Consider the following 19,411-nt stretch of genomic DNA (forward strand, 5'->3'; position numbering starts at 1 on the left):
TATTTATGTTTTTTGTAAGTATAGTAAATCATTGTTTTTTCAGTTTAGGTTTTTTTATATAAAAAATTAAGGAAAAGGGGCATATAAAATGAGTAAAAATCAAGAAATTGCTGAGCGCGTTTTAACGCTAGTCGGCGGAGAAGAAAATGTGAACAGCGTAGTTCATTGTGCGACACGTCTGCGTTTTAAATTAAAAGATGAAGAAAAAGCAGATACTGAAAAATTAAATCAAGATCCAGATGTAATTCAAGTTGTTCGAAGCGGCGGCCAATACCAAGTTGTAATCGGCAGCCATGTAAGTGATGTGTATAAAGAATTGATGGCACATAGTGGTTTAGGAGACAACGATTCAGAAAAAGAGACAGGACCTAAAGGCAATATTTTTAATCAGTTAATTGATATTATTTCTTCTATCTTTACACCGTTCTTGGGCGCGATGGCCGGAGCTGGGGTTTTAAAAGGGTTTTTGACACTGGCTGTTACATTAAACTGGCTGACAGCTGAATCAGGTGTCTATGTTGTTCTTTTTGCAATAGCCGACGGAATATTCACATTTCTACCGATTCTTTTGGCATTTACTGCTGCGAAGAAATTCAAAACGAATGAGTTTTTAGCAGTCTGTTTAGCAATGGCACTTGTTCATCCAAGTATTACTGCTTTAGCAGGACAAACGTTAAGTTTTGCTGGAATTCCAGTGATTATCGGAGCTAGCGCATATACGTCATCTGTTATTCCGATTATTCTAGCTGTATATGTTCAAAGTCATGTTGAACGTTTCTTCAAGAAAGTAATTCCATCTTTCTTACAAATTATCTGTGTTCCCTTAGCTGTTTTTCTTGTGATGGCGCCCGTTACGTTTATCGCAATTGGCCCAATCGGTACAATTTTAGGTGATTTACTAGGAAAAGGATATGATAGTATTTATGGTATCAGTCCAATTATTGCCGGTGCAGTTATGGGTGGTTTATGGCAAGTATTTGTAATGTTCGGTATGCATTGGGGCTTTGTTCCGATTATGTTATTAAACCTTTCAGCAGCAGGTGGTGGTGTAGATACAATGGCACCAATGCTTTTACCAGCCGTATTAGCACAAGGTGGTGCTGCATTAGCAGTCTTCTTCATGACAAAAAATGTGAAATTAAAAGGTTTAGCTTTATCTTCAACAATCACTTCGGTCTTTGGGATTACAGAGCCGACTGTTTATGGTGTTACTTTACCACTTAAAAAACCATTTATTGCCGCTTGTATTGGTGGCGCTGTTGGTGGAGCCTTCATTGGTTTCAGTCACGTTCAAAACTATGTATTTGGTTTAATCAGTTTATTGAGTTTACCAGGATTCATTCCTCAAGATACAAAAGATACTTCTGGCTTAATTGCGGCAGTCATCGGGACAGTAATTGCATTTGTGATTGCTTTTGTATTAACATTTATTTTGAAATTTGATGATAAACCAGAAGTAGGTAGTGAAACTGCTACAACAGGTAATAACGCTAACTTAGATGCGCAAAATGGCAACAAAAATGATAAAATTGTTTTAACAAGCCCAATTACAGGTACAATTGTTCCTTTAGATAAAGTGGAAGATCAAGTATTTTCATCAGGTGCTTTAGGCAAAGGAATCGCAATCGAACCAACATTAGGGGAGCTTTATGCTCCTGCTAACGGAGAAATCACAACACTATTTCCAACAGGACATGCGGTTGGGATCACAACGGAAGATGGTGCAGAGGTATTGATGCATATCGGTATGGATACTGTTGAAATGGATGGTGAAGGATTTGAAATAGCAGTGAAACAAGGCGATAAAGTGAAGCAAGGTGATCTGTTAGTGAAATTTGATATTGAAAAAATCAAAGCTGCAGGGCATCCAGTGGTAACACCAGTCGTTGTGACAAATAGCGGTGATTACTTGGATGTATTAGATATGGATCAAACAGATGTTTTACATGGAGAAGATTTTTTGGCAATCGTACGTTAATAGATTTTACTCATAGACTTTTAGGTTATCTAGCTTCATGAGCCAGTATCTCGGAAAAAAGATAAAATCTGCCTGTGACTAAAAGCGTCACATGATATTTTCCTATTTTTCGACGATACAAAGCGGCTCATTACGCTTTTAGAATAAGGAGGAAAACAAATGTCAAACAAAAGAACAGTATTTCCAGATGGATTTTTATGGGGCGGTGCAACAGCAGCCAATCAACTAGAAGGAGCTTATCGCTCAGATGGTAAAGGGTTGTCAGTAGCAGATGCAATGCCTGGTGGCAAACAACGTTTCCAAATTTTAGGTAGTGATACGTTCAATTGGGAAATTGATGAGGACAAATTTATTTATCCTAACCATCGTGGTATTGATCACTATCATCGTTTTAAAGAGGACATTGCCCTTTTCGCAAAAATGGGGTTCAAATGTTACCGATTTTCAATTGCTTGGGCTAGAATTTTCCCTAAAGGCGATGAAGCGACACCAAATGAAGCTGGGTTGAAGTTTTATGACCAAGTGATCGATGAGTGTTTGAAACATGGTATCGAACCTGTAATTACAATCTCACACTATGAAATGCCGTTACATCTAGCTAAAGAATATGGTGGTTGGAAAAATCGTAAAATGATCGATTTCTTTGAAACCTATGCAACGGTTGTGTTAACCCGTTATGGTAAAAAAGTGAAATACTGGATGACGTTCAACGAAATCAATTCTGCTTTCCATTTTCCAGCATTAAGCCAAGGAATGGTCAAAGCAACTGGTGCTGGTGATTATCAAAATGTTTTCCAAGCATGGCATAATCAATTTGTGGCTAGTGCTAAAGCTGTAAAAATCGGTCATGAAATCAATCCAGACATGCAAATTGGTTGTATGATCATTTATGCAACAACATACAGTATTGATGCAAACCCGATCAACCAAATGGCAACATTAGCACAAAACCAAGAATTTAATTTTTATTGTACAGACGCTCAAGTACGTGGCGAATATCCTGCTTACCAACAACGTATGTTTGATAAATACGGAGTCTCTGATTTAGAAATCGGAGCTGATGATCTAGCCTTAATGAAAGAATATACGGTAGATTATATCGGCTTTAGTTATTATATGTCTTCTGCTGTTAACGAAACGGCTGAAGAAGAAGATACAGTAGTTGGAAACTTATTAGGCGGTGTGCGTAACCCATTCTTAGAGGCGAGTGAATGGGGCTGGCAAATCGATCCTGAAGGTTTGAGAATTGCGTTAAACGAATTATACGATCGATACCAAAAACCATTATTCATTGTAGAAAATGGCTTAGGAGCAATTGATAAAGTAGACGAAAACTTTTATGTTGAAGATGATTACCGTATTGATTATTTACGTCGTCACATTGAAGCAATGTCAGATGCTATAAAAGATGGCGTTGACTTAATGGGCTACACACCGTGGGGCTGTATTGATTTAGTTAGTGCTTCAACTGGAGAAATGAGCAAGCGGTACGGTTTTATCTATGTAGATTTAGATGATAATGGTGAAGGTACGATGAACCGTTATGAGAAAAAATCATTTAATTGGTATAAAAAAGTGATTGAAACAAATGGACAAGAGTTGAAATAAAAAATAAAGGCTCTTTGTCAACTAATGTTGGTGAAGAAAATCTAAAGAATTAAATCAATGATGAAGCCTAGAGGGAAATTCCTCTAGGTTTTTCTATTTGGTTGAAAAAGAATAGTACCAAAGCATAAAGTAATCCTCAATTTAAAATTATAGAAGTTGCGGAAGCCGTAGGCATTTCTCTTTAATACTTTGATATGGTTATTCAAGCATTCTAACGGTCCGTTGGAATAAGGCAAATCCAACGCATTTTTAATGCCCGTTTGAACTTTTTTAAAGGTAGTAATGGTTGTTTGATAATAAGCTGGAAGCCTAGAATAATCTTGTTCTAATAACGCGTGAAACCGTGTGTAATCTCTTGTTTGTATGGCATAGAGAAAATCCTGATAACAGGTATAGCCAGCTTTTAATTCTTCATCATAGGCAAGTAACCGATCCACGAGTTCGGTTTCTGTTAAATAAGCACGGAAGGAAGGATGCCATTGGCGTTTTTCAAAATTGAGCTTCGATTGATTCTTTTGAAGTAGTTTCCAGTATTTCTTCAAGTGACGGTATTTTTTGGCTTCTACAGATCCTTGATGGAGAAAGGTATTCATTCGTTGAATACGGTGTTTTAAGAACGTTCGCCCGATGTGTTGCACAATATGAAAGCGATCAAGAACAATCTGAGCCTTGGGAAATAGTTTCTTAATTAAAGAAAAATAAGGCGTATACATATCGCAAACAATGTATTTTACACCTTCACGAACAGATAAAGAAAATCGTGAGAAATAGCGTTCTAAAAAAGGCAACTGGCGGTTTTCAACGACATCGAGTAATTGCTTTGTTTGTCCATCCATCATAATGAAACTCATAGAGGCAGCGACTTGTTTCACTGATTTAAATTCATCAAAACAAAGAACTTCTGGCAAGATGAGTCGATTGATTTTTTTTGGTTCGTAAAACTGTTTCAATACGCGATAAACAGAGGAAACAGAGACCTTCTTTTGACGGGCAATTTCGCTCATAGACGAAGTGTTTCGTAGACGCTCGGCAATCGAAAGCTTGACTTTCTTAGAAATCGAGCAACACTTTTCGATAAGACTTGTTTCAGCGACAAAAGTTCTATCACAAGAATGGCAGAAGAAACGACGTTTCTTCAAGCGTAAGTATGTTTGGTATTCAGAGACATCATTCAGTAAAATCAGACACGTTGTAAAGCTCCAAAGAATAATCGATCCGTTTTCTTTGGCACCACAATGATGACAGGAGTGAGCGGAATAGTCCAATGTACCAGAAAATACGTGGCAGATTCGTCCTTTGATTCGTTCCTTTTTTAAAGAATTTTCATTAAAAGTAATATTTAAGTCTAGAATATCTAAGGTATTTTTGATAAGATTTGTATAGGACATCTTGATTTCCTCCTTTTGATTGGTTTTAGTCGACTTAATTCTAAAGGATATCAGGGTGTCTTTTCTATTATTTTGCATTAAAAAGATGCCAGTGATTTCTCACCAACATCAGAAAGTATAGAGCCAAAATAAACCAGAGCAGTAGAACAGAGTGGGAATCTCTTCTACTGCTCTGGTTATTTTTCTAGCTAGTATTCTAATAATAATTACCTGTTTCCTTTTTCATTGATGCTATCTCTTTGTTGTTGTATAGTGAATTTATAAGGGGGAATGAGTAGTGAAAAGAAAAAAACTCAAATATCCATTCTTTGTTATTATCGGTCCTAGCGGTTCAGGAAAAACTAGAGTAGCAGAAGCTGTTTTTCCAAAGGAATATAAGGTGATTTCTCATACAACTCGCCCCATTCGAAAGGAAGAAGTAGCGGGTGTAGATTATTATTTTGAAACGAAAGAACGATTTCAGCACTTAATAAGTACAGATGCTTTAGCAGAGCATGATACATATCATGATAATCAGTATGGTGTAGGAACAGCAGAACTAATTCAAAAAACAGCTGATCATTATGCGTATGACGTTTTAACGATCAAAGGGTTTCAAGAAATCGAAAAACAATTTGGAAATATGGTCATTCCGATTTTTTTAGAAGTATCCAAAAAAAATGTATTAACGAGGTTACAGACCAGAGAAGATGATATCATGGTTATAAAACAACGTGGTGCTTTATACGATCAAGAAATTGAAAATAAAGACAAAGTGAAGAGGTACCCAAATCACTATATAATCAATGCAAATCAGCAGTTTGAAAAGGTTGTTCAAGATGTCAAAAAAGCGGTAAACGAGAGTTGTAAAATCATTTGATTGGATTTCATAGAAAAAGTGGGAAAGCAATATGTCTATTGTACCCTCTTTTTCTGTCTTAAATATTTTTGTTGTCCTCTTCATTTTCTATTGCTTTTTTATCTCATGGTGCTATAATGACAAAGTGTCACATGACAACTTGTCATTTAGAAGAAAGGGATGCAATAAATGCCAAAAACAACTTTTTTTCATTTAACTGAAGAGAAACAGCAAAGAATATTGGAAGCCGCTTCGATTGAATTTTCTAGAACTCCGTTGAAAGACGCATCTATCGCTAATATTGTGAAATTAGCTGAGATACCAAGAGGCAGTTTCTATCAATATTTTGAAGATAAAGAAGATCTATACTATTATTATTTCGACTTTTTAAGACAGGATAGTAAAAGGAATATTGAAAAATGTATCAAAAACGCAGATGGGGACTTGTTTGATGGGATGTCAGCTTACTTTTCGAAAATGATTGTGGAAGTTTTAACAGGGGAACATGCATCTTTTTATCATAATCTTTTTATGAACATGGACTATCAAGCCACCAGCCGAGTTTCTCCTCAATTCAGTTCAAGTGACAAAAAAGGTGAACAATGGCAAAAAAAACGCCATGGACATAAGATTTATAAACTAATTGACCTTTCCAAATTGTTGATTCATAATGAACAGGAATTTAAAATGTTGATGCAAATGCTTATGAATACTGTTTATTCTTCAATTGCAGAAGGATACCGTCAACTTGGTGAAAATCCTGAATACGACATTGAGCAAATCATTAAAAACTTTAATACCAAATTGAATTGGATTAAAAATGGTGTCTATAAATAGTTAGTCTGAAATAAATATTGAAGACCTGAGAGTAAAATGTTTGGTTCGTTTTATTCTGAGGTCTTTTTATAAATGATATAACTTTATAAAAAGAAAGAACCTAGACTTGCAATAAAGAAAAACTCAGAAGATTTTGGGATCAATGAGAGTGTATCGAATAGGTATACATCAATGGAGCAAACAATCTGAATAAGCAGAATTTTTGATTTAAAAATAACACGTACTTCAGGTATAAAAGTGAAAAAATGAAGAGGTTAATGAAGCAGAAGATGGTTGCATTGAATAATCATGATTTTTTGTATTAAAATTACTCTATTCAAGATTGGTATAGTGTAATTACTTTTTGAAAAACAATCTAATATTTATAAATTGGTCTAGGTAGATAAAACACTGTTTTCTCAAAAGTTTCCTATATTTCTTATTTTTTTGAAAAGAGCATTTACTTGCTGAAATCACTAGAGATGTTTAGAATAATTGTAGGGAGACATTCGGAGGGGGAAGACGAATGGAAAAATTTAAATTATCGGAAGATGTATATGTGAAAACGGTTGCGCTTCGCATAAAAGATGTAGAGAGAATGGTTAGTTTTTACAAAAATGTTTTGGGATTTGTTTTAAAACTAGAAGAGAACAATTTATCAATATTTGGCTCACAAGAAAAAGATAGTCGATTATTAATATTAGAAGAAATAGATTCTGAAAAAGACCACATAGACGTTTCAGATAAAGCTGTCTGCTTTTCATTGTTGATCCCAACAGAAGAAGAGTTTGGCAGCCTTTTGAGAAGAATTACAGCACATAATTATCCTATCAGCAAATCAGTCCAAAAAAAGCAACGAAAAAGTGTATTCTTAAAAGATCCAGAAGGAAATGAACTAGAAGTTAGTTATCAAGGGGCAAAAGATTCAGCTAAAGAAGTCACTGAGATACTTGATATACAGCCTTTGATCCAGAAAAGCAAAGTCTTATATTCAAGCCTTTCAGCAGGAGTGCGATTTGACCGAATCAAATTACACGTAACAGACAAATCAGAACATCATTCTTTTTATCAAGATATGTTGGGGATGACTTCTGAAAATAAATTAGCCAATACATTATCGATGAACGATGGAAATTTCAGCATTCATCTAGACGATTCAGAGAAACAAAATAGCCAGAAAGCCGATTCTAAAGAATCCTTGGGATTGGATTTTTTTGTCTTAACTTTAAATCATGAAACAGAAATGAAAAAGCTGAAAAAGCATTTAGAAGAGCAACAACAAGAATTTTTTGTTGATAAAAAATTAACGATTTTAACGATTTATGATCCTAGCGAAATTGAATGGTGGTTCGTTAGAAATTAAAGAGACGAAATAGTCCGAAAAGCAATGAGGTAAATAACGATGTATGAAAAGACAAAGGCAAAAATCAAAGAATTGATGGAAGACGAGGTTTTCCCAGGAGTCAGTTTTTCGTTTATAATGGCTGATAAATCAGAAGATCATATTTGGGGAAATGCCCAAATCATACCGACAGTCGAGCCGCTAAAGCCTGCGCTGCTTTTTGATGTAGCTTCGTTGACTAAAGTTGTCTGTACGACAACGGTGGTTTTGCAATTGGCAGAAGCAGGAGTAATCAATATTGATGTTCCATTTAAACATTATTACTCAGTTTTTGAAGATGAAAAAATAACGATTCGTCATCTGTTGACGCACACTTCTGATATCCAGAGTTATATTGAAAATCGAGATACTTTGTCAAAAGAGGAATTGAAAGCTGCATACAATCAAGTTCAATCAGGTAGACATTTAGGTGAGAAGGTAGCTTATACAGATACTGGAACAATTTTACTTGGATTTATGTTGGAAGAAATGGTAGGAAAAGAAGCTATTGAGATTTTTAAAGAGCGTGTTTTGCAGCCTTTGGATATGAAAGAAAGTATTTTTCTACCGACAGATGCGGCCAAGATTGTACCGACTGAAGCTCATCCAATTAGAGGATTGATTCGCGGACAAACCCATGATCCAAAAGCCTTTGTTTTAGCTGAACATGCTGGTAATGCTGGTCTATTTACTAATTTGACTGATCTTAAGAAGTTTACGCAAATGTATTTGAACGAAGGCTCGTATCAGGAAACAAAAGTATTGGAAAAAAGGACTGTTCGTTCATTATTAGTTGATCAAACACCGAATAAACGTGGCAATCGTTCTCTAGGCTGGGATTTAAAAGACGATTTGACAGGAAGAACGATTTTATTTCACACGGGCTACACAGGGACCTTTTTGTTGATCGATCCTACTGAAAAAGAAGCGTTTATTTTTCTTTCCAATCGTGTTCATCCTATTGACAAAAGAGCAGAATACATCGAAAAGAGAGACGAACTTATTGAAATTTATTTGCAAGAAAAAATAACAAACAAAGATGAATCGCTTTCTTTTTAGTGGTATAATTAATGAGTATAAGTGGAAGGGAGTCACTAAATTATGCAGCAACCGTTATTTTTAAAACCAGTATTTCAAGAAAAAATTTGGGGTGGGGATCGTTTACATACTGTATTCGGTTTTGACTTGCCAAGTAATAAAATTGGAGAAGACTGGGCGATCAGTGCTCATCCTCATGGGGTAAGTACAGTAGAAAATGGTGAATTTTCTGGTAAGAAGCTAGATGAACTTTGGGCAGATCATCGTGAATTATTCGGTAATGTCAAGGGAGATGTTTTTCCTTTATTAACAAAGATTTTGGATGCCGAAGATGATTTATCTGTACAAGTCCATCCAGATGATACTTATGGTTTGGCTCATGAAGGCGAACTTGGGAAAACGGAGTGTTGGTATATTATCGATGCTGAACCGGGCTCAACAATTATTTATGGACATAATGCCAAGAGCCGTGACGAACTAGAAACAATGATCAAAGAAGCACGTTGGGATGACTTACTGAAGAAAGTACCTGTTAAAAAAGGTGACTTTTTCTATGTACCAAGTGGCACGATTCATGCGATCGGTAAAGGGATCATGATTTTAGAAACGCAACAAAGCAGTGATACTACGTATCGCGTGTATGACTATGATAGAAAAGACGATCAAGGACACGCAAGAGAATTGCATATTCAACAATCTGTTGATGTGACGACCGTTCCTGCTGAAGATGCGCAATTATCGATCCAACAGCAAAATCAAGGACAATCAAGTATCATTACGTATTTGAAAACACCTTTTTTCAATGTGTATGAGTGGCAAGTCAAAGGTGTACTGAATGTAAAGAAAAATGCACCGTATACGTTAGCAACGGTTATTGACGGTGTTGGTCATTTGATTGTCGAAGAGGCTGATGCAGTAAAAACTGAAAGTTATGAACTGACTAAAGGAACAAGCTTTATCATGCCAAATGATATCGAAAAATGGCGAATTGAAGGCGATTTGACGATTATTGCGTCAGAACCTGGAATAGATGCATAGTATTTAAGTAAAAAAGTGTTAGGAATTTTTCCTAACACTTTTTTCATTAACTGCCAGCATTTCCTGTGGAACTTCAAATGCTTCGTTATATTTTTTTTCTAAAGCTGTTTTAATCAACCGAATTCCTAGATTTTCATTACGAGCAAGTATCGGTCCGTGAAAATAAGAACCAAAAACATTTTTGTAGATCACACCTTCAGAACCATCTTCGCTATTGTTTCCTTTTCCTTTAACTACATTACCTAAAGGGCGCTCTCCTTTACCTAAGAATGTGCGGCCGTTATGATTTTCAAAGCCATAATAGGTTTCATTGAATTCTTCATTGTGAATCACGATATCACCGATATAACGGTTATTATCTTGGCTTAATGTATAATGATCCAATGCTCCTATTCCATGGATTTTCTCACCTTTAGCGCCCATATAATAATGCCCTAATAATTGAAAACCACCACAAATCGCTAACATGACCCCATCATTTTCGATGTATTCAGTTAAAGATTCCTTTTTCGTTTGGATATCGTCTGAGATGATCAACTGTTCAAAATCTTGACCACCACCAACAAAAACTAAATCATATTTATTAGGATCAAAAGGTTCATGAATACTAACGATTTCAGAACGAAAGGTCACATTCATTTTTTCAGCAAGGTATTTTAACATTAGTAAATTACCATTATCACCATAAGTGTTTAGTAAATTTCCATATAAATGACACACAACTAATTCTTTAGTCACTGATTGTTCCTCCTCATTTAAAAGCAAAGCGGGCTCGATCTGTCTCGACAGAAAAATAGGAAATAAAGACTGAGGTGCTTTTTGCCTTATTCATTATTTATCTTTATTCCGAGAGACAAGCCCGTGTAGCTAGATAAAACTATTTAATATAACCTTGTGCAGCTAGTGATTTACGTAATTGTAAAACTGCTGTATACGTAGCTAAAATATAAACATGTTCTGTCGGCAATTCTTTTATTGCTGTGATCACGTCATCTAGGTTAGGAATTTCTTTTAATTTATCTTCAGAAATACCTGCGACTTTCATCCGTAAGGCCATGTCCTGATGACGATCTCCACCAGCAATGACTTCTGGGATATCCATTTGAGCAAAGGCTTCATGATCACCATCCCAGATCCAGCTAACATCTATACCATCTGCATAATTTGCATTTAGTAATGACACAAGAGAAAACGGATAGGGGGCAAGTTTCATCATATCGATTACTTGGTTCAAGCCAACTGGATTTTTTACTAAGACTAACGTACATAATTTACCATTGATGTTGATTGTTTCTTGACGACCAAAAACTTTTTCATCATAGCTTAAACCAGCTTTGATTTTCTCAGGAGAAACGCCATAGTGCTCAGCAACAGAGGTTGCAGCCAAGGCGTTATATACATTATACATACCACCAACAGCAATACTATATTCGGCACCATCGATTATAAAATCAGCAGAAGTATTATCCATAGCAACCATTTCAGTTAATTGAACATCTAATTCAGGGCGATGGAAGCCGCAGTTAGGACAATAATATTTTCCAAGATTGGCATAAGTAATCATTTTATAATGCAAAATATGATGACATTTTGGACAAAGTAATCCATCTGTATTGTAATGAGCCATCTGTTCTTCATCTGGCATATGATTAAAACCATAGTATTTTCTTGGATTGATTGTTTCAACTGAATTGAAAATCGGTGAATCACCGTTGCATATAATGGGTGCATTAGGCGCAGCAGCAGCACCGTCAACAATTAGTTTATATGTGGTGTAAATTTCACCATAGCGATCCATTTGATCACGGAAAATATTCGTAAATAAGAATAGTTTTGGTTCGATATATTTTGTGACGCGGCTTAAACTCGCTTCATCAATTTCTAAAACGGCAAATTTCTTCTTAGCACCTTTATTTTTGGCCGATAAGAAAGTTGAAACAATTCCTTGTTCCATATTCGCACCAGTCGGATTAGTCAGTACGTGATCAAATTCTTGTCTTAAAATATTTACCGTCAAAGCCGTCGTTAAGGTTTTTCCGTTTGTACCAGTAACAACAACGATTTCATAATCTTTTGCTAGAGTATCCAAAATTTTTGGATCGATTTTTAATGCTAATTTTCCAGGGTAGCTACTGCCGCCTTTGAAGAAAGTTTGTAAAACCCATTGCGAAGTTTTCCCAGCGGCTATTGCTACATGACTTCTGATTCCCATAAAGTGACCTCCAATTTATATCAACGATCGTTGTTAAACTCAATCTATAATAACACAATTAAAAAAAAAAATTAATTCCTTTTACTCTTTCTTACTATATTAGGCAGAATAAAAAGTAGGTAGCTACGTTCAAGAAGAACATAACTACCTATTTAATCATAAATTTTTACTTAGCATCGATATAGCTGTATAGCGTATATTTAGAAATATTGAAAAATCCAGCCACTTTATCGCCTGATTTTGTCACAAGAAATGCCCCTTTACTGTTTAAAAACTGGATGCATTTGATTTTGTCATCTTTTGTCATCAGAGGAACTGGTTTACCGACTAATTTAACGGATTCTTCAATTAAATCATCCAAAAGTTCATTGATATCTTGAGGAATATAATCAGGTTCTTTATCGTTTTCTTGTTCATTGATAGAAACAAGGGATTTTAAAGTTGATTCCGCAGCGATCAATGCAGTAATATCATAATTGATCGCGAAAATGCCATCTAAACTACCCGATTTATCTTTGAAATATACGGTACTTGATTTCAAAATTCGGCCGTCATGTGTTCGTGTTAAGTAATTGATATGATCGACTAAATCAGCGGGGTCTTTTTTTAGAGCTTCTAGAACAACTTGAGAAGGACCATCACCAAGTTGACGAGAAGAAACATGCCCATTTTCAATGGAAACGATGGTGTTGTTTACATTATTTTCATTGATTTTGTGAATCACGATTTCACAATTTTCACCAAACTGACCAGCTAAAGCTTTTGCGACTTGAGTAAGAAAATTTAATTTTTCATCGGAGAGCATGGCTTTGTTGCTCCTTTCTAATTAAGAAGTTATATCGAGCATTTAACATATATCTCTGTATGTTCGAGTAATCTAATTCTTATGGTTTTAAGAAATAGCAGATACGCACCAGTGCATTTTAAGAAAAATTCATTATCTGCAACTGGCTTCGTGTGTAATAATATCATGCGGTAAATGATAATACAAGACAATGGGCATTCTGCACTAAAAAATATTTTTTAGGTAGCATTGTTTTTTTTTAGGTTAGGTGGTATAATTTACTCGAGTTAAGGGAAATAGTTAAATATAAGTTTGAATGCAAGCGCTTTTTTTATCAGTAGTGATCGGATTAATAGATTGTTATTGGTATATCAAATTGTTCGTGAATGTTTGAACTATATATTATGTAAGCGATTTCTGTATAGGCAGAAACAATTAAATGAAATTATAGGAGGGTAATGATGTTATTAATAGGAAATGGACGACTGGTTACTAGAGATAAGGAAAGTACTTTTTTTGACAATGGTTGTGTTGCTATGGATGGTCAGAGGATTAAAGCTGTAGGGGCAACAACAGATTTAAGGAAAGATTTTCCCAATGCGGAATTTATTGATGCCAAAGGCGGAGTGATCATGCCTGGATTTATCAATATGCATAATCATATTTACAGTACTTTTGCTAGAGGGCTAAGTATTAATGGATATCATCCTAAAAATTTTATGGATATTTTGGAAGGACAATGGTGGCGAATTGATCGGACATTGAATTTACAAGATTCGTATCATAGCGCAAAAATCGCTTATTTAGATAGTATCAAAAATGGTGTGACGACTGTTTTTGATCATCATGCAAGCTATGGAGCGATTGAAGGGAGTTTGACTCAACTTTCTGATGCGGCAGACGAGTTGGGCGTTCGTACTTGTTTATGTTATGAAGTATCAGATCGTGATGGTGAAGAAAAAATGAAAGCAGCAGTCAAAGAAAATGCTGCTTTTATCAAAGCAAGTGCTGCTCGTACAGATGATATGCAAAAAGCGATGATGGGCATACATGCTGCGTTTACAATGTCGGATAAGTCATTGGAACATTGTGCTGCATTTACTCCAGAAGGCGTTGGTTATCATATTCATATTGCAGAAGATATTGCTGATGTCTATGATTCACTGGCAAAATATGGAAAACCGATCGTGAATCGTTTATATGATTTAGGTATTTTAGGCAAGCAAACGATGGCAGGGCATTGTATTCATATCAATCCTCATGAAATGGTCTTATTGCGGGATACAAATACAATGGTAGTCACAAATCCAGAATCAAATATGGGCAATGCTGTGGGATGTCCACCGGCAATGCGCATGCTTAATGAGTATGGAATCTTGATGGGGCTTGGCACAGATGGTTATACAAATGATGTTACAGAATCATACAAAGTAGGCAACATCATCCATAAACATCATCTAGTAGATCCAAATGCTGCTTGGACAGAGATTCCACAAATGTTGTTTGAAAATAATCCGCAAATGGCTAATCGCTATTTTAAGAAGAAGCTAGGTGTTTTAGAGCCCGATGCCGCAGCAGATGTAATTGTGTTGGATTATAAAGGCCCGACACCTATGACGAAAGACAACGTTAATGCTCATATTCTATTCGGTATGAATGGCGGAGCAGTTACAGATACCATCATCAATGGTGAAATACGTATGAGAAACAGAGAAATTCAAGGCGTTGATGAAGAAAAAATCTGGCATGATGCACAATCACAAGCACAATCTCTTTGGACAAGAATCAATAGCTAGTAAATACTAGCCTAGAAAAATAAAAAAGGAGTGACAAACATGAGTGACATCATGCACCCGATTTCAATCGATGGGTTATTGAACTGGATCTTAAAGGAATACAAAAATGAATCAACTATTTTTGGTGTAAGAAAATTCTACAAAGCTGACCCTAGTAAAAAGTTGTCTTTATTCGGTGAAAAAATGGAGACACCATGCGGACCTGCTGCAGGACCGCACACGCAATTATCTCAAAATATTATTGCATCCTATTTAACTGGTTCACGATTTTTTGAAGTTAAAACAGTCCAAGTCATTGATGGGGAAGACCTACCAGTAAGTAAACCGTGTATCACAGCAGCTGATGAATGTTACAACGTAGAATGGTCAACAGAGCTTAGGGTTCCTCAAGCATATGATGAATATGTCAAAGGTTGGTTTATTCTAAAATTGCTTAGTAAAGAACTTGATCTAGGTGATCCAGACGGTTTTATTTTCAATATGAGTGTGGGCTATGATCTTGCTGGGATTCAGTCACCCAAAGTGGATAAATATATTACAGATATGCAGGATGCTGAAAAAACACCGATTTGGCAAGAATGTATTGAAGCTGCTTATAAGTATTTACCCCAATTTGAAAAAATTGATAAAGCATATATTGACTCAATCAGTCCTAAGGTTTGTCGATCGATCACACTTTCAACATTACACGGCTGCCCATCAGACGAAATTGAACGGATTACAACGTATTTAATAGAAGTAAAAGGGCTAAACACATTTATCAAATGTAATCCGACCATGCTTGGTTATGAATATACACGCCAAACAATGGATGAATTAGGGTTTGATTATATGGTGTTTGATGATCATCATTTTGTCGAAGATTTACAATTTGAAGATGCTGTTCCGATGCTGACACGCCTACAAACGTTGGCACATCATAAAGGACTTAATTTTGGTGTGAAAATCACTAATACTTTTCCTGTAGGGATCGCGGAAGAAGAATTACCTGGAGATGAGATGTATATGTCAGGACGTTCGTTGTTTCCATTGAGCATTTCCTTAGCAAAAAAATTATCAGATGCCTTTGATGGAACGCTGCAAATTTCTTATTCTGGCGGTGCGGATATCTTCAATATCAAAGACATTTTTGATGCAGGAATCTGGCCAATCACGATGGCAACAACCTTGTTGAAACCAGGTGGCTACCAACGGATGAATCAAGTCGCAAATTTGTTAAGTGAATCAGCGTATCCAAGCCATGTTCATGTTGATCTAGTCAAACTTACAACTATTGTTGAAAGAGCCAAAACGCAAGCGCGGTACAAAAAATCTATCAAATTACCAGAAAGTTCCAAACTACGGACGACAGTCCCATTAACCAATTGTTACACAGCTCCCTGCCGTAGTGACGGCAGTTGTCCAATCAATCAGGATATTCCAGCTTATCTTCGTTATGTAAGCGAAGGAAACTATTTAGAAGCCTTAAAAGTGATCGTGGATAAAAATCCGCTGCCATTTATTACAGGAACGATTTGTGCTCATCCTTGTATGACAAAATGTACGCGTCAGTTTTATGAAGGCTCGATCAAAATTCGTGAAGCAAAATTAGAAGCTGCTGAACACGCTTATGATGAACTAATGGCAGGAATGGAAAAGCCTGTTCGTAAAGATAATGCGGCTAAAACAGCAGTTGTCGGTGGTGGACCAGCTGGAATTTCTGCTGGATTCTTGCTTGCTCGTGAAGGCATGCCAGTGACAGTATTTGAAAAAGCCGATACGATTGGCGGTGTCTGTAGCCAAATCGTACCAGAATTTAGAATTTCAATGAAGTCTGTCCAAAATGATGTAGAGATGGCTAAATTTATGGGAGCTGAATTTAAGACTGGACAAGCTGCTCCAAGTATTGAAGTTTTGCGCGAACAAGGATATACCAATATTATTTATGCGATTGGCGCTTGGAAACATGGCAATCTAAGACTAGAATCCGGCAAACCAGTAAACTCATTAGAATTTTTAAAAGCCAATCGAAAAAATCCGCAAATCAATCCTTATGGCGAACAAATCGTGGTTGTAGGTGGTGGAAATACAGCGATGGATTGTGCTAGAGCTGCAACTACTTTACCGAACGTGAAAAAAGTATCCGTTGTGTACCGTCGAGACAAACGAAACATGCCAGCAGATGAGGAAGAATTGTATTTTGCTTTAGAAGACGGCGTAGCATTTTTGGAATTACTATCTCCGATTAAACTAGACAATGGCAAACTAACTTGTGAAAAAATGCGCTTAGGAGAACGTGATAGTTCGGGGCGTCGCAGGCCAGTTGCTACGGGTGAATTTACGGAAGTTCTGGCTGATACCGTGATTGCAGCAGTTGGTGAAAAAGTCGATACAGATTTTTATCAATCAATTGGGATTAAAACTGATCAATATGGAAAAGTTGTCTCAAATCAAGAAACGCTCGAAACTAATTTGAAAGATGTCTATGTGATTGGTGATGCCAATTTAGGACCTGCAACTATTGTCGAAGCCATTGCAGATGCAACTAAAGCTGCAAGAAACATTTGCCAAATTCATAACGAGCATTTTGAACAAACGAATCTTAATAAAGATGTGGCAGCTGTTCGGAACAAACGAGGCATTCTAGAATCAAATGAAGCACTTTGTGGGCAAGCAAGTAACTGTTTAGAATGTTCAACGATATGTGAATCGTGTATGGATGTTTGCCCAAATAGAGCGAATATCGTTGTAAATGTTAAAGGTCAACCACAACCGCAGATTGTCCACATTGATCGGATGTGTAACGAATGTGGTAACTGTGAAACCTTCTGTCCATATTCAAGTGCACCGTATAAAGATAAATTCACTTTATTCAACACAGAATCTGATTTTGAAAATAGTACGAATTCTGGTTTCTATGTAATCGATCCAATGGAAAAAAAATGCCTTGTTCGTTTATGGGGCAATATTTCAACAATTCATTTGGACACACAAGGAGCAGATATTCCAGCGGACATCATCGATTTAATGGATACGATGATCGAAGACTATGACTATTGTATGCAAGTGTAAAAAAAGACATGAGTTGCGCAAAAACAACTTCTGAATGATGGAGGTTAAAAAATGTCTATTCTTTTCAAAGGCGGAACAGTAGTGTCCGCAAAAGATCGCCGTCAAGTAGACGTAAGAATTGATGGGGAAAAAATTATTGAAATGGGGACAAATTTAAAAACAAAGGATTCTAACATAGTTGATGTTTCAGGATGCTTTTTACTACCGGGATTTATCGATGCTCATACTCATTTAGAGCTAAATAATGGTAAAGGATCAATGGGCACCGCAGATAATTTTTATACAGGAAGCAAAGCCGCGGTTGCCAAAGGAACAACTACGGTGATCGATATGGCGACCCCAAGTAAAGGCAGTTCATTGAAAGACTGCCTAAAGGTTTGGGACCAGTTAGCTCGGGGAAACAGCTCTTGTGATTACACTTATCATATGTCGATCATTGAGTGGAATCCAAGCATTAAAGCAGAAATCAATGAAATGATCGATGCCGGTATTACCTCATTTAAGATGTATATGGCCTATGACAATTTAAGAACAACGGATGGGGAAATTTTTGAAGCAATGAGTGAAATTCGTAAGTTTCAGGGCATGTTAGGGATTCATTGTGAAAATGGTGATATGGTCAATAAAATGATCGCAAAATTTGTAGCAGAAGGGAAACGCTCCCCACATTATCATCCATTAACAAGACCTGATTCAGTTGAAGCTGAAGCGGTAGAGCGTTACTTAATGATTGCTGATTTAGTTGGTCTATCTGTTAATATCGTTCATTTAAGTAGCAAACGATCATTAGAGGCAGTCCAGCGTGCAAGAGCTCGTAATCAAAAAGTTTATGTAGAAACATGTCCTCAATATTTAGTTTTAGATGATCATTTATATGATGGACCTGAATTTGAAGGAGCAAAATATGTTTGTTCACCGCCTTTGCGTAAGATTAGTGATCAAAAAGCACTGTGGGATGGTGTGATCAATGGTCAAGTGAACACGATTTCAACAGACCATTGTAGCTTTAACTTTGAAGGACAAAAAACAATCGGAAAAGATGATTTCAGTAAAATCCCGAATGGTATGCCAGGAGTTGAGACTCGCCCCGAGTTGATTTATACCTATGGGGTAACGACTGGAAAAATCAGTTTAGAACGAATGATCGGGTTACTTTCAGAAGATATCGCCAAACAGTTTTCAATGTATCCGCAAAAAGGCATCATCCAAGTAGGCAGTGACGCAGATATCGTCGTTTGGGACCCAAATACGACTGGAATTATTTCAGCTACAACGCAACTTCAAAATGTTGACTATACACCGTATGACGGGATGCAAACAACAGGCAGTGCTAAGTCAGTTTATCTCAGAGGTCAAAAAATAGCTGAAGAAGGTCAAGTTGTTTTAGAAAAACAAGGGAAGTTTATATTCAGAAAAAGTACAAAGAATAACTAGAGGAATCTATCAACGGACGTTGATTTAAATAAAAAGATGGAGGGGAAAA

At 36.4% G+C, this 19,411-nt stretch carries 14 protein-coding genes; 10 read left to right on the forward strand and 4 right to left on the reverse strand.

Features of this window, described 5'->3' with window-relative positions; all coding sequences use genetic code 11:
• Nucleotides 1-88 precede the first annotated feature (88 nt).
• Nucleotides 89-1,978, forward strand: coding sequence for a beta-glucoside-specific PTS transporter subunit IIABC (locus I583_RS04100; protein WP_010763305.1), 1,890 nt, complete (start codon nt 89-91; stop codon nt 1,976-1,978).
• 159 nt (nt 1,979-2,137) lie between these two features.
• The gene (locus tag I583_RS04105; protein ID WP_010763306.1) at nt 2,138-3,586 is read left to right on the forward strand and encodes a glycoside hydrolase family 1 protein; all 1,449 of its coding nucleotides are present in this window, start codon (nt 2,138-2,140) and stop codon (nt 3,584-3,586) included.
• An 83-nt stretch (nt 3,587-3,669) separates the two neighbouring features.
• On the opposite strand, the gene I583_RS04110 is transcribed toward I583_RS04105, so the two are convergent.
• The gene (locus tag I583_RS04110) at nt 3,670-4,974 is read right to left on the reverse strand and encodes an ISL3 family transposase (RefSeq protein WP_010763307.1); all 1,305 of its coding nucleotides are present in this window, start codon (nt 4,972-4,974) and stop codon (nt 3,670-3,672) included.
• Between the two features lie 277 nt (nt 4,975-5,251).
• On the opposite strand from I583_RS04110, the gene I583_RS04115 reads away from it, so the two are divergent.
• The 5 genes from I583_RS04115 to manA all read left to right on the forward strand — a co-directional run bounded on the left by I583_RS04115 (nt 5,252) and on the right by manA (nt 10,085).
• Nucleotides 5,252-5,833, forward strand: coding sequence for a guanylate kinase (locus I583_RS04115; protein WP_010763308.1), 582 nt, complete (start codon nt 5,252-5,254; stop codon nt 5,831-5,833).
• Between the two features lie 168 nt (nt 5,834-6,001).
• Complete coding sequence (locus tag I583_RS04120) at nt 6,002-6,649, forward strand: TetR/AcrR family transcriptional regulator (RefSeq protein ID WP_010763309.1); 648 nt, start codon at nt 6,002-6,004, stop codon at nt 6,647-6,649.
• Nucleotides 6,650-7,154: 505 nt separating this feature from the next.
• Nucleotides 7,155-7,991 carry a VOC family protein gene (locus I583_RS04125; protein ID WP_010763310.1) on the forward strand — a complete coding sequence of 279 codons (837 nt, stop codon included), beginning with the start codon at nt 7,155-7,157 and terminating at the stop codon, nt 7,989-7,991.
• A 39-nt stretch (nt 7,992-8,030) separates the two neighbouring features.
• Complete coding sequence (locus tag I583_RS04130) at nt 8,031-9,068, forward strand: serine hydrolase domain-containing protein (RefSeq protein WP_010763311.1); 1,038 nt, start codon at nt 8,031-8,033, stop codon at nt 9,066-9,068.
• Between the two features lie 42 nt (nt 9,069-9,110).
• Nucleotides 9,111-10,085, forward strand: a complete 975-nt coding sequence (gene manA / locus I583_RS04135) for a mannose-6-phosphate isomerase, class I (protein ID WP_010763312.1) — start codon at nt 9,111-9,113, stop codon at nt 10,083-10,085.
• 18 nt (nt 10,086-10,103) lie between these two features.
• On the opposite strand, the gene I583_RS04140 is transcribed toward manA, so the two are convergent.
• From I583_RS04140 to I583_RS04150, 3 genes are all read right to left on the reverse strand, one after another.
• Nucleotides 10,104-10,823 (reverse strand): type 1 glutamine amidotransferase, encoded by a 720-nt coding sequence (locus tag I583_RS04140; protein ID WP_010763313.1) that lies wholly within the window; start codon nt 10,821-10,823, stop codon nt 10,104-10,106.
• 139 nt (nt 10,824-10,962) lie between these two features.
• A complete protein-coding gene (locus I583_RS04145) occupies nt 10,963-12,297 on the reverse strand; it encodes a Mur ligase family protein (protein ID WP_010763314.1) in 1,335 nt (444 codons plus the stop codon).
• A 166-nt stretch (nt 12,298-12,463) separates the two neighbouring features.
• Nucleotides 12,464-13,102 (reverse strand): helix-turn-helix transcriptional regulator, encoded by a 639-nt coding sequence (locus I583_RS04150; protein ID WP_010763315.1) that lies wholly within the window; start codon nt 13,100-13,102, stop codon nt 12,464-12,466.
• A gap of 440 nt (nt 13,103-13,542) precedes the next feature.
• Between I583_RS04150 and ssnA the strand changes: the two genes are divergently transcribed.
• From ssnA to hydA, 3 genes are read left to right on the forward strand one after another with little or no spacing between them, the layout of a single operon-like run.
• The gene (gene ssnA, locus I583_RS04155; RefSeq protein WP_010763316.1) at nt 13,543-14,877 is read left to right on the forward strand and encodes a putative aminohydrolase SsnA; all 1,335 of its coding nucleotides are present in this window, start codon (nt 13,543-13,545) and stop codon (nt 14,875-14,877) included.
• Between the two features lie 39 nt (nt 14,878-14,916).
• Nucleotides 14,917-17,928 (forward strand): putative selenate reductase subunit YgfK, encoded by a 3,012-nt coding sequence (ygfK, locus tag I583_RS04160; protein ID WP_010763317.1) that lies wholly within the window; start codon nt 14,917-14,919, stop codon nt 17,926-17,928.
• Nucleotides 17,929-17,979: 51 nt separating this feature from the next.
• The gene (hydA, locus tag I583_RS04165; protein WP_010763318.1) at nt 17,980-19,362 is read left to right on the forward strand and encodes a dihydropyrimidinase; all 1,383 of its coding nucleotides are present in this window, start codon (nt 17,980-17,982) and stop codon (nt 19,360-19,362) included.
• Nucleotides 19,363-19,411 lie beyond the last annotated feature (49 nt).

This window comes from Enterococcus haemoperoxidus ATCC BAA-382 (genome assembly GCF_000407165.1).
Classification (GTDB): domain Bacteria; phylum Bacillota; class Bacilli; order Lactobacillales; family Enterococcaceae; genus Enterococcus_L; species Enterococcus_L haemoperoxidus.